We start from the raw sequence: 19781 nt of genomic DNA, 5'->3' as shown, positions 1-19781 counted from the left end.
GCGCCTGTCGCGCCCTCAGGTAGCCAATCAGACACGGAGCGTGTCCGGGCGCAGGTGGCGCGCCGGGCCGACGTGGCGGTCGGCGGGCGGTGTCAGGGTGTCCGGCCGGGCCGACGGCGACGGCGTCTACGGCAGGTCCTGTTCGGCCCAGATGGTCTTGCCGTTGCGGGTGTAGCGGCTGCCCCAGCGGCCGGTGAGCTGGGCGACCAGGTACAGGCCGCGGCCGCCCTCGTCGGTGAGGCGGGCCCGGCGCATCCGCGGCTGGGTGGCACTGGGGTCGGAGACCTCGCAGGTCAGCCGCTCCGCGCGGATCAGCCGCACCTGGACCGGGCCGCCGGCGTAGCGGATGGCGTTGGTGACCAGCTCGCTCAGCACGAGTTCCGTGGTGAAGGCCAGCTCCTCCAGCTTCCAGGCGCGCAGGTGGGCCGTCGCCTTCTCCCGCACCCCTGCGACGGCGGCCGGGTCGGCCTCCAGCGAGAAGGTGGCGGTGGCGTCGGGCGGCACCGCGCGGGTGCGGGCGAGCAGCAGGGTGACGTCGTCGGCGAGACGGTGCGCCGGGTGGCCGACGACGATCTCCCGGCCGAGCTCCCGCAGCGGCGCGGTGGCGGTGCCGGGGCGGGCCAGCCGGCCGCGCAACTCGGCGAGACCCTCGTCGAGGTCGCCCCCGTACCCCCGGATCAGCCCGTCGGTGTAGAGCGCCAGCACGCTGCCGGGAGCCAGCTCGACCTCCGTCACCTCGAAGGGCAGGCCGCCGACGCCCAGCGGCGGGCCCGGGCGCACCGGGACGTACTCGACGGTGCCGTCCGGGGCGGCGACGGCGGGTGGCGGGTGACCGGCGGAGGCCATCGCGCACCGCCGCGAGACCGGGTCGTAGACGGCGTAGACGCAGGTGGCGCCCAGCGGGCCGGTCCGGTGGCCGGCGGGCCGGTCGCCGTCGTCCCCCGGCTTCCCGGCCTCGACGAGCAACTGGCAGACCAGGTCGTCGAGGTGGACCAGCAGCTCGTCGGGCGCCAGATCGAGGTCGGCGAGGGTGCGGACGGCGGTGCGCAGCCGGCCCATGGTGGCGCTGGCCTCCAGTCCGCGGCCGACCACGTCCCCGGCGACCAGCGCGACGCGGGCCGAGGAGAGCGGGATCACGTCGAACCAGTCGCCGCCGACGCCGCTGGCGGTGTCGGTCGGCAGGTAGACGCTGGCGGTGGTCACGGCGGCGGTCTCGGTCTGCGCGGGCGGCAGCAGGCTGCGCTGGAGGCTGACCGCGGCGCGGTGCTCGCGGGTGTAGCGGCGGGCGTTGTCCAGGGCGAGGGCGGCGCGGGCGGCGATCTCGTGCAGCAGGTCCAGATCGGCCGGCTCGTAGGCGAGCCGGTGGGCGGCGCGGTGGACGGTCACCCGGCCGAGCAGGCTGCCCCGGGCGCGCAGCGGCGCGGTCATCCTGGTGGCGGTCGGGGCGGCGCCGGGTTGCTCGGCCGCCCCGCCGGCGGTGGTCGGTGAGCCCTCGGTGTCGAACGCCACCGCCCTCGTGTCCGCGGCCGCCGCCTCCGTGTCCGCGTCCGCCTCCGGACCCGCGTCGCCCAGCAGGTCCGCGTCCCCGGTGACGGCGGTGCGGCGGAGCAGCAGGCGTCCGTCCCGGCCGGGTGCCGGTTCCTCGCCGGTGAACACCGCCTCGGCGACCTCGACCACGGCCAGGTCGGCCAGCCCGGGCGCGAGGACGGCGGCGAGATCCTCGGCGGTACCGGTGACGGAGAGCGATCCGCCGACGGCCGCGGTCGCGCGGTGGAGCACGGCCAGGCGCTCGCCGGAGCGGTGGAGTTCCGTGACATCGGTGAACAGCGCCGTCACGCCGATCACCTGCCCGTCGGTGGCCTGCAACCGGAAGGCCGAGATCGCCATCGCCGCACCGCCGCGCGGAGACTCGATCGTCCGCACCAGCTCGCTCGACAGCACCAGCGGCCGGCCCGTCCGCAGCACCTCGCGCAGGTGCCGCTCGACCGCCTCCGCGTCCTCGGCCTGGAGGAAGTCCCCGAGGCGCCGACCGGTCAGGTCCGGGGGGAGACCGGTGTAGGGGAGCAGATGGGTGTTGGTCCTGACCAGCCGCAGCCGGTCGTCGAACACGGCGAGGCCCACCCGGTCCTGCAGGAACAGCTCGCGGGTGAACGCCTGGTCCTGCCGCCACTGGGCGGCCAGCCCGGCGGGAGCGGCGAGGACGAAGTACCGGGCGGCTCCGGGTGGCTCCCCGGGGCCGGAGTCCTCCAGCGGGAGCACCTGGAAGACGATTCCCAGCTCCTCGCCCCGGCCGGAGCGCACCAGCGCCGTGCCCGACCAGGTCTCCGAGGACCGCTCCGCCGCACGCCCCGCCCGGTGCTCGGCCAGCAGGGAGGCCCAGGCGGCGGGGTCGGCCAGCAGCTCACGGGCCGGTCGGCCGCAGACCTCGTGCGCGGGCCGGGCCAGCAGCCGCTCGGCCTCCCGGGTCCAGCGGACGATCCTGCCGTCCGCGTCCAGCAGGGCACCGGCCGCGCTGTCGACGAAGGGGGGCCGGCTGTCCATGGGGCGCACCTCGGATGTGTCGTGCCGTCTCGTGCCGCCACCCGGGTGACGGGCGGTCCCGTCCGTTCCGGACGCCGCCGTGTCCGCCGGGCGCCGAGGGAGAGGTGGGCCGCCGTGCTCATCCGGTCCGCTCCTCTCCTCCCGGCCGCGAGCAGGCCGATCCGTGCCTCTGCTGTGCGGCCCGGGCGTCTCCATCATCCCCCCGGGGGGCGTGGCCGCCAGTCACGGTCGGCTGCCGGTCCGGGCCGACGCGTGGGCCCCCGCGTGGGCCGCCGCCTGGGCCGGGCCGCCGCATGGGCCGGGCCGCCGCCCCGGGGGCGGCATCGGGGCGGGCCGGCGGAGCCCGGTCGGGGGCCGGCGCGCGAGGGCTTCTCGCGCCGGGGCTCTTATTGTACGCTCCGTCTAATAAGCGGGGCGGGCGGGAACCCCGCGCGGGGCACGCACCTGGAGGCAGCCATGGCTCACTTCGGCACGGCGACCGGAATCCACGGCCACACCTCGGCCGACGACGACGTCTCGAAGCGGCTGCTCGACTCGGCCGCCACCCTCTCCTACGACCCGGCGACCGAGATCGACTGGGATGCACCGCTCCCGGCGGACGGCTACGGGCTCAACCCGGAGTGGAGCACGCTCTACGGCACCCGGCTGTGGGACGAGATGACCGAGGAGCAGCGGGTCACCCTCACCCGGCACGAGGTCTGCTCGATCATGACCACCGGCATCTGGTTCGAGATGATCCTGCAGCAGATGGTGCTGCGCGACCAGTACCTGAAGAACCCGGCCAGCGCCGAGTTCCGCTTCGCCCTCACCGAGATCGCCGACGAGTGCCGGCACTCGATCATGTTCGCGCGCGCCTGCGAGAAGATGGGCGTCCCGCAGTACCGGCCGGCCGCGGCGATCGCCCAGGCCGGCCGCCTCTTCAAGGCCACCGCCAAGGGCGAACTCGCCTACGGGGGAATCCTGGTGGCCGAGGAGGTGCTCGACGTCATGCAGCGCGACTGGATGCGCGGCGAGAACGTCCTGGACATCGTGCGCGGTACGTCCCGGATCCATGTCGTCGAGGAATCGCGGCACATGAAGTTCGCCCGCCAGGAGATCCGCGAGCGGCTGCGCGGCGCGGGGCGCGCCCGCCGCCGGGCCGCCGGGACCGGCGTCGCGGTGGCCGCCTTCGTCATCGTCAGCAGCATGGTCCACCGGGGCGTGTACGCGGCCGCCGGTCTCGACACCGAGCGGGCGCTGGCGGAGGTGCGCGCCAACCAGCACCGCAAGGCGATGATGCGCACCAGCTCCGGCCACCTGATGGCCTTCCTCGCCGAGAACGGTCTGCTCAACCGCTCCGCGACGGCGGTCTACCGCCGCGTCGACATGATCTGACCCGCCCCGCCCCGACCCGGCGCCTGTGACTGAGCCGGCCCGCGCCGGCCCGGCGTGCCCGCCCGGCCCCGCCCCGACCCGGCGCGACCCGACCGCCCCCACGCAGCGAGGACCTCACCCGGCCATGGCCTACGCGATCACCCAGACCTGCTGCAACGACGCCTCGTGCGTGTCCGTCTGCCCGGTCAACTGCATCCACCCCACCCCGGACGAGCCGGAGTTCGGCCACACCGACATGCTCTACATCGACCCGGTCGCCTGTATCGACTGCGGCGCCTGCGCGGACGCCTGCCCGGTCGACGCCGTCTTCCCCGTCGACCGGCTCGCCGGCCCCGACACCGTGTTCGGGCAGCTCAACCGCGACTACTACCGGGAACACCCCACCGACCACGGCTGGGGAGCGCCGACCTTCCCCCGGAGCCTGCCGGACGACCTCGGGACGCTGCGCATCGCCATCGTCGGCACCGGCCCGTCGGCGAGCTACACCGCCCAGTCGCTGCTGCGCACCACCGGCGCGGAGATCACCATGATCGACCGGCTGCCGGTCGCCGGCGGTCTGCTGCGGCACGGCGTCGCCCCCGACCACCAGTCGACCAAGCGGATCGCCGAGAGCTTCGCGAGCGTGTTCCACCACCCCCGCCTGCGGGTCCACCTCAACGTCGAGATCGGCAGGGACCTCACCCACGCCGAACTGGCCGCCCACCACCACGCCGTCGTCTACGCGGTCGGTGCCGCCACCGATCGCCGGCTCGGCCTGCCCGGCGAGGACCTCCCCGGCAGCCTGCCCGCCACCACCTTCGTCGGCTGGTACAATGCCGACCCGACCGTTCCCGCCGAGGCCGTCGACCTCTCCGCCGAGCGGGTCGTCGTGGTCGGCAACGGCAACGTCGCCGTGGACGTCGCCCGGATCCTGCTGCTGGACCCGGACCGGCTCGCCGCGACCGACATCGCCGACCACGCCCTCGCGGCCCTGCGGAACAGCCGGGTGCGCGAAGTGGTGCTGCTCGCCCGCCGGGGGCCCGAACAGGCGGCCTGGACGCGGCCCGAGTTCCTCGCCCTCCGGCACCTGCCCGGCGTCGAACTCGTCGTCGCGGACCACCCCGAGGTCCGCGCCGCCGTCGCCGACGCGCCGCCCGGCTCCAAGGCCGCGCTGCTCGCCGGGTTGCCGTTGGAGAGCATCGACGGCGGCGACCCGCCGCGCCCCGGCCGGCGGATCGTCCTGCGCTTCTTCGCCGCGCCCACCGAACTGCTCGGCGCGGGCCGCGTCGAGGGCGTCCGGATCGGCGGGACGGCCCTCGCGGACGGCCCCGACGGGCCGCGGGCCGAACCCACCGGTGAGCAGGGCGTCATCCGCGCCGGCCTGGTGGTGCGGTCCATCGGCTACCGGGGCGTGCCGGTGCCCGGTCTGCCGTTCGATGCGGCGGCCGCGGCCGTTCCGCACCGGGGCGGCCGGGTGATCGATCCGGAGTCCGGCCGGCCGCTGGCCGGTACGTACGTGGTGGGCTGGGCCAAGCGCGGCCCGTCCGGCGGGATCGGTGCCAACCGGGCCTGCGCCCAGGAGACCCTGGGCGCCCTGCTGGACGACGCCGCCGCCGGTGCGCTGTCCGATCCGGCCGGTACCCGCCGGGAGTTGGCCCGGCTGGTTCGCAGCCGGCGGCCGGACGCGGTCGGGCTGAGGCAGCTGCGGGCCATCGACCGCGCCGAGCGCGCCCTCGGCGCGGCCGCCGGCCGCCCCCGGGTCAAACTCGCCACCCTTCCCGCCCTGCTGGCCGCCGGCCGCCGCTGACCGCCCCGCGCGCGGCCGGCCGGCGAGCGGAAGCCCGGCGGGCCGCGCACGGGACACCCCCCCGCCGCGGTCGCCGGGCCCGGCGTCGGCCGGCCGCTCGCCGTCAGACGGCCTGGAGCGTGTACAGGTCCGGCTGGTCGCCCTGGGTGATCTGGTTGCCGTTCTGGCCGAAGGTGCCGGAGGCCGCCACCCACTTGCGGGAGTGCTGCCCCTGGAGGGCGAACAGATCGGTGCCCGGCACCTTCGTCTTCACGAACTGCTGCTCGGTGGGGACGTGGTCGCTGAAGCAGCCGGTGGTGAGGATCCAGGCCCCGGAGCTCATGGAGTCGCGGTCGACGGCGAGGCACCAGCGCCGCCAGCTGTCCTGGAGGACCACCGTCTCGGTGCCGTCGGACTCGGGCCGGTGGCAGTAGATCCACTTCTGGTTGGACTCGCCGGTCCAGACGTACTGGATGACCGAGCCGTGGTTCCCGGGCGACAGGGCGACGGTCAGCGCCAGGTCGCCGGGGGTCGGGGCCTTGATGCGGTAGAGACCCCCGTCGCAGGTGAAGTCGCCCCAGGTGGTGGTGAGGGCGGCCGGGGCCGGGGCGGGAGCCGCCACGGCGGTCGGGACGGCGGTGAACAGGAGGGCGACGGCGGCAGCGGCGGTGCCGAACACGGCCGGCCGGCGGCGTAGCCCGTGGCGGAATCGGTGCGGGGCGGACATCAGGGAACTCCTTCTCACGGCTGGGGACAGAAGAGGCGGAGCCGGGCGGCCGCCCGCAGGGTGCCGGCCGGCTCGGGCGAGCCGCAGGAGACGGTGCCCTGCTCGGGTACGTCGAAGGTGGTGAAGGTCCCGGGGGAGCCGGGGGTGGTGTTGATCCAGTAGCCGGTGCCCGGGCCGGAGCGCGCGCAGAGGTACCGGACCCACTCGCCGGTCACCTTCCGGGTGCCGCGGTAGAGGCCGTAGTAGCCGGGGCTGTTGAAGTTCACGGTGTCGGTGACGGTCGTGGTCCGGGTGCTCGACTTGGTGGTGGCCACCGAGAAGCCGACCTTGGCGCTGACCTTGACGAAGAGTGCCTTGAAGTCGGCGGTCACCTCCACGCTGTCGTTGACCGTAGTTCTCACGGAGTCGATCTCGGACAGCGTCTTGGTGTACTGGCCGGTGGTCCCGGGGGCGATGGCGACCGCGAGGAAGTCGGTGACGGTCGGCTCGACCCGGGCCGTGACGATGTCCTCCCAGAGGTAGTCCCGGTCCGGATTGCAGACGGGGTTCGGGGGCGGGTCGGCCTGTGCGGGCGCGGCGCCGAGCCCGAGGCCGGCCACTGCGAACAGTGCGGTGAAGCCTGAGGCGAGGGCGGCGCGTCGGTTGCGCGAAGCCATGAGGGTGCTCCTCCGGTCGGATGGGATGCGGCGGGAGCCGTGTCTCGTCCATGCCACGACTCCCGGTACGGGCATCCTCGCGTCCGGGGCGGGGCGGCCGGTATCCCAACCTTCTGGGGGAGGATCCGGCCCGATCCGTCTCCGACGTTTCCATCAACAAGCGTGATGGGAAAGGCAGGTGACGGCGAGTCTGGTGCCATGATCGCGAAACGGTACGCGGGTCGCCTCAGCGCCCGAGGACCGCACCGCCGTTGACGCCGATGACCTGCCCGGTCACGTAGCCGGCCTCCGGGGAGGCCAGATAGGCGACGGCGGCCGCCACGTCCCCCGGGGTGCCGGCCCGGCCGACCAGGGTGGCGGAGATCTTGTCGGCGTGGAACTCCGGAGTCCAGTCGCTGCCGAAGATCTCGGTGGACTCGACGTAGCCGGGGGCGACGATGTTGACGGTGATGCCTTCCGGGCCGAACCGTCGGGCGAGGCCGAAGCCCCAGCCGTGCAGGGCGGCCTTCGCGGCGGCGTAGGAGCCGGCCGAGTGCGGGCCGGCGCCGCCGCGCTGGGCGGCGGCGGAGCTGATCAGGATCAACCGGCCGCCCGGGCGGCGCAGATGGTCGGCGAGGGCGGTGGTGAGCAGCACGGCGGTCAGCAGATTGGTGTCCAGGTCGCGCCGCCAGGCCTCGGCCAAGGCCTCCAGGGAGGCGTCCGCGGGCGGGGTGATCACCGCTCCGGCGTTGTTGACGAGCACGTCCACCGGGCCGAGTGCCGCGATGGTCGCGGCCGCCTCCGTGACCTCGGCGGCCACCGTGAGGTCGGCCGCGATCGGCACCACCTCGGTCCCGATCTCCGCCGCCGCCTCGGCCAGCACCTCGGCGCGCCGTCCGAGGATCGCCACCCGGTAGCCGCGTCCGGCGAGTTCGGCCGCGACGGCCCGGCCGATCCCCGTCCCGCCGCCCGACACCACCGCGGTCCGCCGCTGCTCCATCGTCTGCGCCCCCTGGTCCTGCGACTCCGACAGCTCCGGGCCGGATCCTACCCGTCGGTAACCTCCTGTCGCGGCCGGACGGTGCTCCCCACTCGGTCAGATGACGACGCGTCAGGCCGGTGCGCTCCCGCCGTCGGGGTGGAGGGGCTTGCCGTAGACCGTCGAGCTGGACCGGATCGTCATCCCCACCCGCTCGTACAGCGCGAGGGCGCCGGTCTCCGAGTGCGTCCACAGCGTGCACGCCCGCCGCCCGTGCCGGTGGAAGGTGCGGAAGGCCTCCAGGAGCAGCGCGCGGGCGATCCCCCGGTTGCGGTGGTCCCGCCGGACCGCGACCCGCTCGACATAGCCCTCGCCGGTCTCCGGGGCGTCCAGCGACAGCACCGCGCCGACCAACTGTCCGTCGGCGAACGCCAGGGGCGAGAGCGCCGGGGCGAAGGCGGCCCGCTCGACGGTGTGCCGCGCCCACTCCTCGTAGGGCTTGCGCCGCACCTGCCACTCGTCGAACGCGTCCTCGGTGAGCAGGTACGCCGCCCGCTCGTCGCCGGGCCGGAACGGACGGACGGTGATCCCCGCCGGCGGCGCGGGCACCACCGACTCGGCGGGCAGCGGGATCTCCAGCAGCCACTGGGTGACGAAAGCCCCGTACCCGCGGGTCCGCAGCAGCGCGACGGCCGCCCGGTCGCCGTCCAGGAGGGTCTGGGAGAGCCGCTCGCTGCCCAGCTGTCGCGCCCGGGCCTCGGCCCAGTCCAGCAGTGCGCCGCCCAACCCCACGCCCCGGTGGGCGGGGTGGACGTCGACCTTGCTCCGCCGCCCGCCGTGCACCCAGGCCCGGCCGACCAGCGCCCCCGCCGTGTCCTGCACCAGCAGCGTGTCGCGCGCGGGGTCCAGGTCGGGCAGGGTGAGGTCGGCGGCCACACCGTCGGCGGCGTTCTCGGCCCGGGCCCCGGCGTCGCCGAGCAGCTCGCGTTCGCAGGCGCTGACCAGCCGGTGGATCGCCGGTGCGTCGGCGGGCGTGGCGGCCCGGCTCCGGTAGTGGGTCGGGAGGGACGGCAGCGGAGGTCGGGGCATGATGCGACTCTGCGCCATCGACGGCCGATCTGTCGACCGCCCCAGGCGAGTTCGCGCCGAGACGCCGGGGATCGCGGCCGGCCGTCACCGTGCGGGCGGGGGCGGGGGCGGGGGCGGGGGCGGGGGCGGGGACGGAGGACGGGCCGGGGTCGAGGCCGACCCCGGCCGTGGACGGCCGTCCTCCGTGCGGTGCACCACCGCCTCCCCCGCGTGGGTGAGCCGGTCCCGTCCCCCGGAGGACGCGGCCGCGGTGGCGGTGCTGCGACCTTGGAAACAGAAGCAGTCGCGCGGCCCGTCGACCGGGCCTTCTGTCGGGGAGGACACATGAACGTCGGTGCGAGGAAAAGGAGTTCGCACGTCCGGACGGCGGCGGGAGTGCCGCGCTGGGCGCTGCTCGCCGCCTACGCCACCACCCTGACCGCGCTGCCCTCCGGTATCTGGCGGATCGCGGCCATGATCTTCGGCGTACCGCTGCTGGAGCACGACGCGGCCGTCCCGGCCTCGCCGGCGTTCTCCCTCGGGTGGTGGTACATCATCGCGCTGAGCGTGGTCAGCGAGGCGCTGGCGTTCCTCGCGGTCGGGCTGGTCGCCCAGTGGGGGCAGGTGTGGCCGAGGTGGATCCCGGGCCTGGCCGGCCGCCGGGTGCCGCCCCTCGCCGCCGTCGTCCCGGCCGGGCTCGGTGCGACGGTGCTGATGGTCTTCCCGTACGCGATGGTCATGTTCGCCTTCGGGCGCAAGCTCGACGGGGAGCCGGCCGAGATCATCACGCACGGCTGGCAGACGGTGTTGTTCTGGGTCTGCTACCTGCCGTTGGCCGCCTGGGGGCCGCTGCTCGCGGTGCTGACGGTGCACTACCACCGCCGTCGTCGCGGCGCGGCCGCCGACCCCCGGGCGGTGCGGGGCGCGGCCGCCGGCTGAGGAGAGCGGCCGGGGAGGGCGTCGGGGTGCGCCGGGCACCTACGGGCCGCGCTCAGCCGGGGGCCCGGCCGGCTCCGGCCGCGCACGGAAAGTTCGGTTCGGCCGACTTCCCCTGCGGTCGCGGTACCAGTGCCGCCGCCAGGGGCGGGATCGGTACGGCAGCCCGAACTGGAACGCGCACCCGGAGGTCATCGCGAACATCCCGACGGCGAGGACCACCACCGCTGCCGGCCGTCCTGTTCGTCTTCCGTACCGAGCGGCTCAGCAGAGCGCGGAGGAATCCGACAGAAGCGTCCACCTGGTGGACGGCGAGCTGTGACACTGGCTGCCATGCCCGATGCGGTCCGCAACCAGATGGCCGGTGGCACGGTCAACGGCATGCTCATCCAGGCCCACCAGGTGAACGTGACCACCGAGGAGCCGCGCTGGCCCCACCAGGTCGGCGTCGTCCCGGCCGTGGCGGACGCCTTCCAGTCGCGCGGCCTGGTCACGACGATCACCGGGAGCCGAGCCGTCGTCCTGTCCGGCATGGGTGGTATCGGCAAGACCCAGCTCGCCGCGCACCACGCCCACACCCAGCTACGCGCCGGGCAGGTCGACCTGCTGGTCTGGGCCACGGCCACCAGCCGTCACGCCGTCCGACAGGCGTACGCGCAGGCCGCGGTTCAGCTCGGCCTGTCGGACACCGGCGACGCCGATCGCTTCCTCGCCTGGCTCAACACGACGGAGCGCCGCTGGCTGGTCGTCCTCGACGACCTCCAGGATCCGGCCGACCTGCGCGGCCTCTGGCCCCCGATCACCGGCCGGGGCCGAACCGTCGCGACCACCCGCCGCCGCGACCCGGCCCTGCGCACGGCGGACCGGGGCGTGATCCACGTCGAACTCTTCTCGCCCCAGGAGTCCTCGGCCTACCTCGCCGCCCGGCTCGGCCTGCACGGCCTCACCGGGCCGGACGTCGAACTCGCCGGCCTCGCCGCGGACCTCGGCCACCTCCCGCTCGCCCTCGCCCAGGCCGCCGCCTACCTGGTCGACCTCGCGGACACCGGGCTCACCGTCGCCGCGTACCGGGCCCGGCTCCGCGAACGCCGCCCCCTCGCCGAGCTGGTGCCCGATCGGGGAGCGCTACCCGATGACCAACAGGCCACCCTGGCGGCGGTGCTGGCGCTCTCGCTGGAACGCGCGGACGCCGCGACGGCGGGGTTGGCGACGCCGGTGCTGCGGTTGGCGTCGGTGTTCGCCCCCGACGGCGTGCCCGTGAGCGTGCTGACCTCCGAGGGGGCGTGCGACCACCTGGACCGCACCAGCGGGAAGGCGACGGCGGCGACCGTGGCCGGTGTGCTGCGGACGGTCCACCGCCTCGGTCTCGGCGAGCGCGTGCCACCCGGTCCCGAGCAGAGCCCCGACGTGTTCCGGGTGCACGTGCTGACCCAGCGGGCCGCCTACGACTCCGTGGAGGGCGAGGAGGCCAGGTCCGAGCTGTTCTCCAGTGCTGTGGAGGCGCTGCTCGACTCCTGGCCGACCGCCGGGATCCACCAGGCGGCCACCCTGTCGTTCGTGGTCAACGCCGCCGCCCTGCGCTCCCACGGACACGAGGCCCTCTGGCAGGAAGACGGCCGACTCGTGCTGCTGGCGGAAGCCTTCGGCCTCGGCTACGTCGCGCAGCCCGGGGCCGCCGCCGCCCGATTCGAGAGCCTCGGGGTGGAGGCCGCCGCCCGGTGCGGTCCCGATCACGCGTTCACCCTCGACGTGCGCCAGCAGCACGCCCTCTTCAGGAGTGCGGCGGGGGACGTCGACGTCGCCGTTCGGGTGCTGGAGGAGCTGCTGGCCGATCGGGTCCGCCTGCTCGGCCCGGACCACGTCGACACCATGACCACCCGCTGGCGGCTCGCCCAGCTCCGCGCGGACCGGGCCGAGGAGTTCGAGATCGCGCACGACCTGTTGGCGGAGCAGGTCCGGGTGTACGGCGTCGATCATCCGAACGTCGCCGACACCCGTCTGGAGATCGCGATGCGGAAGGGGTTGACCGGGGATCCCGCCGGCGCACTGGCAGCGTTCGCGGAACTCACGTCCGGTGGCCCGGAGGACGACGCCCGGGTCCTGCTCCGCGCCTTCACGGCGTGCATGGCGGCCGGGTCGGAGTACCCGGAGGTCATCCACGACACCCTCGTCGCGCTGGTGGACGACGTGGCGCGAGCGGTGGGGCCGGGCAGCAGATACGAGTTCCTGGTCCGCGGCCTCCTCGCGGACAACCTGCGCAGGGTCGGTCGGCCGGAGGACGCCCAGGAGGTCGGCGGGCGGCTCCTGTCCGACCTCGACCGTACGCTCGGGCCGGACGACCGGGTCACCCGTCTTCTGCACGGTCTCCTCGGCCCCTTCCGGGGTGAAGCCGTGCCGCGATCCGACTGATCCGGCCCGTCGGTCCGGCGACACCGCCCCCGGCGGGTGTGCGGACCCGTCGGGGGCGGAACTCGGGGAGCGGCCGGGCGGGCCCGGCAGCCGGTGACGGCAGGGCCCTACGCGGCCACCGGCCGGGCCGGGTCGCCGTACGCCTCGCGGACCCGCGCCTGGGCCGCCGGCCCGGCGGCGAGGTGGTCGAGGCCGAGCAGCGCGGCGCCCAGCACCGGCGGTGCCACGACGACCCGCGGCTCGGCCAGCGGCGCCGCCGCGGCCAGGCGCGTCGTCAGGTTGTCGAGCAGCAGCGGCTGCCGGGAGGCGAGCACCCCGCCGCCCAGGACCAGCGGGGTGGGCTCGTCCATCAGGTCCAGCCGTCGCAGTGCGACGACGGCGAGCCGGGTGATCTCGTCGGCCTGCCGGTCTATCAGCTCCAGGGCGACCGGGTCGCCGGTCCCCGCCACCGCGAACAGCACCCGGACGATCTCGTGCAGCCGGCCGAAGGGCAGGTGGCCGAGGTGGATCGCCTCGGCGACGGCGCCGGTGTTCGGCAGGCCGAAGTGCTCGGCGATGGCGCGGGCGAGGCCGGTCGGGCCGCCGCGGCCGTCCTCGGCCCGCACGGCGTGCCACATGCTGCTGACGGCCAGGCCGCTGCCGCCGCCCCAGTCGCCGGTCAGTTCGCCGAGGGCGGGGAACCGGGCGGTGCGGCCGTCGGGCAGCAGGCCGACGCAGTTGATGCCGGCGCCGCAGACGACGGCGACGCCGCGCGGGCCGTCGGTGCCCGCCCGCAGCAGGCCGAAGGTGTCGTTGACGACGGTGCTCGTGACGCCCCAGGGGTGGGACTCCAGGGCGGTGCGCAGCGCGGCCTCCTCCACCGGGAGGTCGGCGTTGGCGAGGCAGGCGCTGACGTGGGTGGTCAGGACACCGCTGCGGAACGACAGCCCGGCAGCGGTGGCCGCCTCCTCGACCAGCGGCGCGAGGCCGGCGACGGCCGCCGCGCCGCCGATCTTCTGCGGTGCGAAGCCGCCGCCCCGGGCGGAGCCCCGCACGGTGCCGTCGGCGCCGATCAGGGCGACGTCGGTCTTGGAGTTGCCCGCGTCGATGGCGAGAACGCCGGGCAGGAGTGGGTCGGGCTGGTGGGTCATGAGGTCCCCGCGGCTCGTACGTGGCCCGGCCGTTGTCCCCGGCCGGGGGTGGTCGGTCTCCTCGCGGCCCGGCCCGCCGGCGCCGCCGTCGGGGGAGCCGACGGGCGGCCGCGCGGGCCGGACGGAAGGGGCTCGTCAGGCCCAGGCGAGGTGCTCGCGGTTGTGCGCGAGCAGCCGGTCCGTCAGCTGGTCGGCGAGTTCGATCTGGCCGACCAGCGGGTGGGCGAGCAGGGCGTCGAAGACCCGGTCGCGGCCGCCGCGCAGGGCGGCGTCGAGGGCGAGCTGCTCGTACGAGGTCACGGCGGCGATCAGGCCGGCGTACAGCGGCTCGACGGGGCGCTGCGGCAGTGGGCGCACGCCGGCCGCGTCCACCTCGGCCGGCACCTCGATCACGGCGTCGTCGGGCAGGAACGGCAGCACGCCGTTGTTGCGGGCGTTCACCACCTGCACGGACGTCCCGCCGCCGGTGCCCAGCAGGGCGGCGATCAGCTGGACGGCCGCCTCGGAGTAGAACGCGCCGCCGCGCTTGCCGAGCAGCTCCGGCTTGGTGTCCAGGGCCGGGTCGGCGTACATCTCCAGCAGCTGCCGCTCGATCTCGGCGACCTCGGCGGCACGGGAGCCCTTGGCCTTCAGCTCCTCGACGACGGCGTCGTGCTGGTAGAAGTACCGCAGGTAGTAGGAGGGCACCACGCCGAGACGCTCGACGACCCGCTGCGGCAGCCGGAGGTCCTCGGAGATCTCCTTGCCGAAGCCGGCGAGAAGCTCCGGCAGCACCTCGCGCCCGGTGGCCGCGCCCGGGGCGTCGAGCAGGGTGACGCCGCGTTCCCAGGTGAGGTGGTTCAGGCCGACGTGGTCGAGGCGGATCAGCTCGGGGTCGACGCCGAGGCGTCCGGCGAACCGCCGCTGGAAGCCGATCGCGACGTTGCACAGGCCGACGGCCTTGTGCCCGGCGTTCTGCAGCGCCCGGGTCACGATGCCGACCGGGTTGGTGAAGTCGACGATCCACGCGTCGGGGTTGGCCCGGCGGACCTTCTCGGCGATGTCCAGCACCACCGGTACGGTGCGCAGGGCCTTGGCCAGACCGCCCGCCCCGGTGGTCTCCTGGCCGACGCAGCCGCACTCCAGGGGCCAGGTCTCGTCCCGGTCGCGGGCCGCCTGCCCGCCGACCCGCAGCTGCAGCAGCACCGCGTCGGCGTCGGCGACGCCCGCCGTGACGTCGGTCGTCGTGGTGACGACGGCGCCGTGTCCCTGCTTGGCGAAGATCCGTCGGGCCAGCCCGCCGATCAGCTCCAGCCGGTCGGTGGCCGGGTCGATCAGGACGAGCTCGGCGATCGGCAGGGTGTCGCGCAGCCGGGCGAAACCGTCGATGAGTTCGGGAGTGTACGTCGAACCGCCACCCACGATGGCCAACTTCAGTGCGGACATCAGCCCTTGACCCCTGTCAGTGTCACGCCTTCGATGAAGGCCTTCTGTGCGAAGAAGAAGAGGATGATCACCGGCGCCATCACCAGCAGGGTGGCGGCCATGGTGAGGTTCCAGTTGGTGTGGTGGGCGCCCTTGAAGGACTCCAGACCGTAGGAGAGCGTCCAGGCGCCGGGATTGTTGCTGGCGTAGATCTGCGGGCCGAAGTAGTCGTTCCAGGCGTAGAAGAACTGGAACAGGGCGACGGCGGCGATGGCCGGCTTGGCCATCGGCAGCACCACCTTGAGGAGGGTGCGCAGGTCGCCGCAGCCGTCGATCCGGGCCGCCTCGATGTACTCCTTGGGGATGGTTAGCAGGAACTGGCGCAGCAGGAAGATCGAGAAGGCGTCGCCGAAGGCCATCGGGATGATCAGCGGCCAGAGCGAGCCGGAGAGGCCCATCTGCTTCGACCAGAACAGGTACATCGGGATGACGGTGACCTGCGGCGGCAGCATCATCATCGCGATGACCGCCATCAGCGCGAGGTTGCGGCCGCGGAAGCGGAACTTGGCGAGTGCGTACGCCACCGGCAGGCTGGAGACGACGGTCAGCACGGTGCCGAGGCCGGCGTACAGCAGGGTGTTGCGCCACCAGGTGAGGAACCCGGGGGTGTTCCAGACCTTGGCGTAGTTGCCCCACTCCCAGGAGGTGGGCCAGTAGTCGGTGGTGAGCGCCTGGTTGTCCGTCATCACCGAGGTGAGGAAGGTGAAGACGAACGGCAGCAGGAAGAACAGCGTGGCGGCGATGGCCAGCGAGTGGACGGCCACCCAGTTGAGCGCGGCGCGGCGGCGGGCGGCCCGGGCGGCGGCGGTGCCGGGCCGGCCGGCGCCGGCGGTGCCGGACGCGCCCGCGGGGGCCTTGGTGAGCGTGGTGCTGAGAGTCATGATCGTGTCCTCACTGGTCCGCTAGTCGTCGCTCGCCATGAAGCCGGACTTGCGGCGCAGCAGGAGCGAGGTGACGGCCATCGAGATGGCGAACAGCACCAGGGCCACGACGCACGCCGCGCCGTAGTTGAAGTGCTGGAAGCCGAGGTTGTAGACCATCTGCGGCAGGGTCCAGGTGGAGCCCTGCGGGTAGCCGGGCTCGAACTGCTGCCCGGAGTTGCCGGCGATGCCGCCGGCGACCTTCCCGGCGACGATCGCCTGGGTGTAGTACTGCATGGTCTGGATGACCCCGGTGACCACCGCGAACATGATGATCGGCGAGATGTTCGGCAGGGTGACGTAGCGGAAGCGCTGGAGCGGGCCGGCGCCGTCCAGCTCGGCCGCCTCGTACTGCTCCTTCGGGACGTCCAGCAGGGACGCCATGAAGATGACCATCAGGTCGCCGATGCCCCACATGGCGAGCATGGTGAGCGCGGGCTTCGACCAGGTCGGGTCGGCGAACCAGCCGGGCTGGGGCAGGCCGAGCTCGCCGAGGAAGTGGTTGACCGGTCCGGTGCCGGGGTTGAGCAGGAAGGCGAAGGACACGGTGGCGGCCACCGGCGGTGCCAGGTAGGGCAGGTAGAACGCGGTGCGGAAGAAGCCGGCGCCGGTCTTGACCTTGGTGATGAGCATCCCGATGCCGAGGCCGAACGCGACCCGCAGCGACACCATGATGACGACGAGCCAGAGCGTGTTGCGCAGGCCCTGCCAGAAGGACGGGTAGTCGTTGAAGACGTAGTCCCAGTTCTTCAGGCCGTTGAAGGTGGGGACGCTGAAGCCGTTGTACTTCATGAAGCTGAAGTAGACGGTGGAGATCAGCGGGTACAGGAAGAAGACGCTGAAGCCGATCAGCCAGGGGGAGAGGAAGGCGAGGGTGCGGGCCGCCTCCCGGCGGCGCTTCCGGCGCAGCAGGTGCTGCGTGGAGGGCGCCGCCGGGTCGGTCGATCCGGTGCCCCTGCGGGTGCCGAACGCGAGTGACATGGGAGCTCCGTGGGGCCGCTGGCTACTTGGCCTGGGCGATGGCGGCGTCGATCTCCTTGGCGGTGGCCGTGAGGCCCGCCGCGAGATCCTTCTGCTCGCCGGACTCGTACGCGTAGCCGAGGTTCTGCAGCGACACGATGTAGGCACCGCCGTTGACGCTCGGCGGAGTGGTGCCGGAGTGCTGGTTCTTGGCGATGTCCAGGAAGGTCTTGAAGTTGTCGTCGCTGATCAGCTTCGGCGAGTTGAGCGCGTCGAAGGTGCTCGGCAGGTTGTGGATCGCGTTGGCGAAGCTGACCACCGCGTCGGTGTCGGTGGTCAGGTACTTCACCAGCTCCCAGGCGGCGGCCTGCTTCTTGCTGCTGCTGGCGATGCCGACGATGGTGCCGGTCTGGTAGCCGCGGCCGTAGGTGGCGAGCTGGTCGTCCGGCACCGGGAACGGCGCGGTGGCCCACTCGAAGTCGGGCTTGTTCTCGGCGAGCGAGGCGGTGCGCCACTCACCGTCGATGGCCATCGCGACCTGGCCGGTGTGGAACGGGTTCTTGGCGCTGAACTCCTCGCCGAAGGTGGAGCGGTACTTGTCCAGCTTGTCGTAGCCGCCGAGGCTGTCGACCAGGCCCTTCTGCCAGTTCAGCATCGCGGCGACCTTGGGGTCGGAGGCGAGGTTCGACTTGCCGGAGCCGTCGAAGTAGCTCGGGCCCCACTGGCCGAGGAAGTGCTCGGTGCTCGACTCGTAGCCGTGGTAGAGCGGCATGAAGCCGAGCTGCTTGAAGCCGTTGCCGTCGGGGACGGTCAGCGCGGTGGCGGCGGCGGCGAACTCGCTGAAGGTCTTCGGCGCGGAGGTGATGCCGGCCTTGGCGAAGGCGGCCTTGTTGTAGTACAGGCCGAACGCGTCGCCGAGCAGCGGCAGAGAGCACTGGTCACCCTCGAACTGCGTGTAGTTGAGCATCGCGGCCGGGAAGGTCTTCGCGGCGTCGATCCCGTCCTTCGCCAGGAAGGGCTTGAGGTCGGCGAAGGCCTTGGTCGAGCAGAACATGCCGACGTTGTTGGTGGTGAAGGAGGAGACCACGTCCGGTGCGTCGGCTCCGCCGGCCCGCAGCGACTGGTTGACCTTGTCGTCGGCGATGTTGCCGACGGCCTTGACGTGGATGTTCGGGTGGGCCTTCTCGAAGGCGGCGATGTTGGCGTCGATCGCCTTCACCTCGGAGTCCTGGCTCCAACCGTGCCAGAAGGTGATGGTGACGTCCTTGCCGCTGGCCGAGTCGTCGTTGCCGCCGGCGTCGTTGGTGCCGGTGCAGGCCGTGGCGAGCAGGGCCAGCACGGCGCTGCCGGTCACGGCGGCGATCGTCCGGCGGCTTCTGCGGGAGCTGGTGGAGTGCACTTCGAGATCCTCCTGGGGGTGCGCGGGCAGGCGTCATTGCCTCTGGTCCCGCGTTGGGGGCTGGGGAGAGGTGTGCAGGGGCTTCGGTGCGGGCGGGAGCGTCTGTGGGTGGTGCGGCGGGCGGGGCTTCAGTGCGTGGAGAAGACCGCCTCGCGAGCGGCTGCCAGGGCGCGTTGCAGCGCGCCGATCAGGACGGGTGAGCCGGGCAGGGCACTGCTGCGGACCTCCGGCCGGGCGATCGAGATCCGGGCCAGTTCCTCCTCGACGAGTGCGCGCAGCCGTTCGCCGCCCGCGCTCGGCACACCGCCGGAGACCACCACGAGCTGGGGGTCCACGACGGCGACGATCACGGCCAGCCCGACGGCGAGCCGGCCGGCCAGGGCGGCGAGGAACTCGTCACCGGCGCCCGGGGTCGCCAGGGCCTTCGCGAGCGACTCCTCCGCGGTGGGCGCGCCGAGCCCGTACTCCCGGGCCAGGGCCCGGACGGCGGGGGCGCCGGCCAGCTCCTGGAACCCGCCGGAGTTGCGGCGGCGCACGTCCCGCACGACCGGCGAGCCGGGGACGGGCATGTAGCCGACCTCCCCGGCGCCCCCGGTGAAGCCGCGGTGCAGCCGGCCGGCGATCACGATCGCGGCGCCGATGCCCTCGCCGGCCCAGAGCAGGACGAAGTCCTCGAACCCGAGTGCGGCGCCGGAGGCCTGCTCGGCGACGGCGGCGAGGTTCACGTCGTTCTCGATCGACACCGGTGCGCCGATCGCCTCGGAGAGCTCCCGCACCAGCCGCGGCGAGTGCCAGCCCGGCAGGTGGGAGGCGTAGCGGAGCTTGCCGGTGACGGGGTCGGGCGCGCCACCGACGCCGATCGCCACCGTGCGCAGGCTGCCCTCGGGGAGCCCGGCGGCCCGGACGGCCTCGGCGACGGCCGCGGCGACCCGGGTGACGGTCTCGGCGGCGGGCCAGCCCTTGGTCGGCACCACGTGCTCGGCCAGCGTGACGCCGGTGATGTCGGCGACCGCGATCCGGGCGTGACTGTTGGTGACGTCCAGGCCGGCGACGTAGCCGGCGGCCGGATTCACCTGGTACAGCTGCGCGTTGGGGCCCGGCCCGCCGGCGGTTGTGCCGACCGGCAGGACGAGCCCGGCCGCCTCCAGCCGGGCCAGCAGCTGGGAGGCGGTGGGCTTGGAGAGACCGGTCAGGGTGCCGATCTGGGTACGGGAGAGCGGGCCGTTCTCCAGCAGCAGTTCGAGGGCCGCGCGGTCGTTGATGGCGCGCAGCAGGCTCGGGGTGCCTGCGAGGGGGGCCTTGGCGGGCATTCTGGTCACGGCTCGGATCCTCCTCTCCCCGGTACGTCGTGGCGCTCACCGGGTGGCCCGGATGAACTGTTAGGAAACTTTCCAGTCGCTTGAGACAGGACCGTACGGTCCTCCTCAGGAGGGTGTCAATGGCCCTTCCGGCGGTGGATGCCGAAGCGTTACCG

At 73.8% G+C, this 19781-nt stretch carries 15 protein-coding genes; 4 read left to right on the top strand and 11 right to left on the bottom strand.

The annotated features are described in order from the left end of the window. Positions 1–126 precede the first annotated feature (126 nt). Positions 127–2541 (bottom strand): SpoIIE family protein phosphatase, encoded by a 2415-nt coding sequence (locus AB0J08_RS20505; protein WP_360635811.1) that lies wholly within the window; start codon positions 2539–2541, stop codon positions 127–129. A gap of 456 nt (positions 2542–2997) precedes the next feature. Here AB0J08_RS20505 and AB0J08_RS20500 point away from each other — a divergent pair, with 456 nt between their 5' ends. Both AB0J08_RS20500 and AB0J08_RS20495 read left to right on the top strand, forming a co-directional pair. Beyond that, entirely contained in the window at positions 2998–3915 is a 918-nt protein-coding gene (locus tag AB0J08_RS20500; protein WP_360635808.1) for a diiron oxygenase, read from the top strand. 124 nt (positions 3916–4039) lie between these two features. Next, positions 4040–5701: an FAD-dependent oxidoreductase gene (locus AB0J08_RS20495; protein WP_360635805.1), complete on the top strand. Its 1662-nt coding sequence runs from the start codon at positions 4040–4042 to the stop codon at positions 5699–5701. Positions 5702–5804: 103 nt separating this feature from the next. On the opposite strand, the gene AB0J08_RS20490 is transcribed toward AB0J08_RS20495, so the two are convergent. The 4 genes from AB0J08_RS20490 to AB0J08_RS20475 all read right to left on the bottom strand — a co-directional run bounded on the left by AB0J08_RS20490 (position 5805) and on the right by AB0J08_RS20475 (position 9110). Further along, entirely contained in the window at positions 5805–6407 is a 603-nt protein-coding gene (locus tag AB0J08_RS20490) for a hypothetical protein (protein ID WP_360635803.1), read from the bottom strand. A 14-nt stretch (positions 6408–6421) separates the two neighbouring features. Beyond that, positions 6422–7063 carry a hypothetical protein gene (locus AB0J08_RS20485; RefSeq protein ID WP_360635800.1) on the bottom strand — a complete coding sequence of 214 codons (642 nt, stop codon included), beginning with the start codon at positions 7061–7063 and terminating at the stop codon, positions 6422–6424. A 226-nt stretch (positions 7064–7289) separates the two neighbouring features. After that, entirely contained in the window at positions 7290–8042 is a 753-nt protein-coding gene (locus AB0J08_RS20480) for an SDR family oxidoreductase (protein ID WP_360635797.1), read from the bottom strand. Between the two features lie 111 nt (positions 8043–8153). Then, positions 8154–9110, bottom strand: coding sequence for a GNAT family N-acetyltransferase (locus AB0J08_RS20475; protein ID WP_360635794.1), 957 nt, complete (start codon positions 9108–9110; stop codon positions 8154–8156). 324 nt (positions 9111–9434) lie between these two features. Here AB0J08_RS20475 and AB0J08_RS20470 point away from each other — a divergent pair, with 324 nt between their 5' ends. Then, on the top strand, positions 9435–10028 hold the full coding sequence (locus AB0J08_RS20470; RefSeq protein WP_360635791.1) for a hypothetical protein: 594 nt from the start codon (positions 9435–9437) through the stop codon (positions 10026–10028). Positions 10029–10358: 330 nt separating this feature from the next. Continuing rightward, the gene (locus tag AB0J08_RS20465) at positions 10359–12434 is read left to right on the top strand and encodes an NB-ARC domain-containing protein (protein WP_360635788.1); all 2076 of its coding nucleotides are present in this window, start codon (positions 10359–10361) and stop codon (positions 12432–12434) included. 107 nt (positions 12435–12541) lie between these two features. Here the strand turns inward: AB0J08_RS20465 and AB0J08_RS20460 are convergent, their stop codons facing one another. The 6 genes from AB0J08_RS20460 to AB0J08_RS20435 form a co-directional block, all read right to left on the bottom strand. Continuing rightward, positions 12542–13564, bottom strand: a complete 1023-nt coding sequence (locus AB0J08_RS20460) for a BadF/BadG/BcrA/BcrD ATPase family protein (protein WP_360635785.1) — start codon at positions 13562–13564, stop codon at positions 12542–12544. A gap of 135 nt (positions 13565–13699) precedes the next feature. Then, positions 13700–14989, bottom strand: a complete 1290-nt coding sequence (locus tag AB0J08_RS20455) for a 6-phospho-beta-glucosidase (RefSeq protein WP_360635781.1) — start codon at positions 14987–14989, stop codon at positions 13700–13702. After that, entirely contained in the window at positions 14989–15909 is a 921-nt protein-coding gene (locus AB0J08_RS20450; protein ID WP_360635778.1) for a carbohydrate ABC transporter permease, read from the bottom strand. Before AB0J08_RS20450 ends, AB0J08_RS20455 begins: the two co-directional genes overlap by 1 nt. Before the next feature lie 21 nt (positions 15910–15930). Then, positions 15931–16929: a sugar ABC transporter permease gene (locus tag AB0J08_RS20445; protein ID WP_360635775.1), complete on the bottom strand. Its 999-nt coding sequence runs from the start codon at positions 16927–16929 to the stop codon at positions 15931–15933. Between the two features lie 22 nt (positions 16930–16951). Further along, positions 16952–18307, bottom strand: coding sequence for an ABC transporter substrate-binding protein (locus AB0J08_RS20440; protein WP_360635772.1), 1356 nt, complete (start codon positions 18305–18307; stop codon positions 16952–16954). Between the two features lie 128 nt (positions 18308–18435). After that, the gene (locus AB0J08_RS20435; protein ID WP_360635998.1) at positions 18436–19617 is read right to left on the bottom strand and encodes an ROK family transcriptional regulator; all 1182 of its coding nucleotides are present in this window, start codon (positions 19615–19617) and stop codon (positions 18436–18438) included. Between the last annotated feature and the right edge of the window lie 164 nt (positions 19618–19781).

Source organism: Kitasatospora sp. NPDC050463 (assembly GCF_040655255.1).
GTDB lineage: Bacteria > Actinomycetota > Actinomycetes > Streptomycetales > Streptomycetaceae > Kitasatospora.
The sequence above is the reverse complement of the archived record's forward strand: the minus strand, read 5'-3'. Positions and strand labels throughout refer to the sequence as shown.

Coding starts and splice junctions, on each gene's coding strand:
- AB0J08_RS20505 (WP_360635811.1), bottom strand. CDS start 2,541: ATGGACAGCCGGCCCCCCTTCGTCGACAGCGCGGCCGGTGCCCTGCTG.
- AB0J08_RS20500 (WP_360635808.1), top strand. CDS start 2,998: ATGGCTCACTTCGGCACGGCGACCGGAATCCACGGCCACACCTCGGCC.
- AB0J08_RS20495 (WP_360635805.1), top strand. CDS start 4,040: ATGGCCTACGCGATCACCCAGACCTGCTGCAACGACGCCTCGTGCGTG.
- AB0J08_RS20490 (WP_360635803.1), bottom strand. CDS start 6,407: ATGTCCGCCCCGCACCGATTCCGCCACGGGCTACGCCGCCGGCCGGCC.
- AB0J08_RS20485 (WP_360635800.1), bottom strand. CDS start 7,063: ATGGCTTCGCGCAACCGACGCGCCGCCCTCGCCTCAGGCTTCACCGCA.
- AB0J08_RS20480 (WP_360635797.1), bottom strand. CDS start 8,042: ATGGAGCAGCGGCGGACCGCGGTGGTGTCGGGCGGCGGGACGGGGATC.
- AB0J08_RS20475 (WP_360635794.1), bottom strand. CDS start 9,110: ATGCCCCGACCTCCGCTGCCGTCCCTCCCGACCCACTACCGGAGCCGG.
- AB0J08_RS20470 (WP_360635791.1), top strand. CDS start 9,435: ATGAACGTCGGTGCGAGGAAAAGGAGTTCGCACGTCCGGACGGCGGCG.
- AB0J08_RS20465 (WP_360635788.1), top strand. CDS start 10,359: ATGCCCGATGCGGTCCGCAACCAGATGGCCGGTGGCACGGTCAACGGC.
- AB0J08_RS20460 (WP_360635785.1), bottom strand. CDS start 13,564: ATGACCCACCAGCCCGACCCACTCCTGCCCGGCGTTCTCGCCATCGAC.
- AB0J08_RS20455 (WP_360635781.1), bottom strand. CDS start 14,989: ATGTCCGCACTGAAGTTGGCCATCGTGGGTGGCGGTTCGACGTACACT.
- AB0J08_RS20450 (WP_360635778.1), bottom strand. CDS start 15,909: ATGACTCTCAGCACCACGCTCACCAAGGCCCCCGCGGGCGCGTCCGGC.
- AB0J08_RS20445 (WP_360635775.1), bottom strand. CDS start 16,929: ATGTCACTCGCGTTCGGCACCCGCAGGGGCACCGGATCGACCGACCCG.
- AB0J08_RS20435 (WP_360635998.1), bottom strand. CDS start 19,617: ATGCCCGCCAAGGCCCCCCTCGCAGGCACCCCGAGCCTGCTGCGCGCC.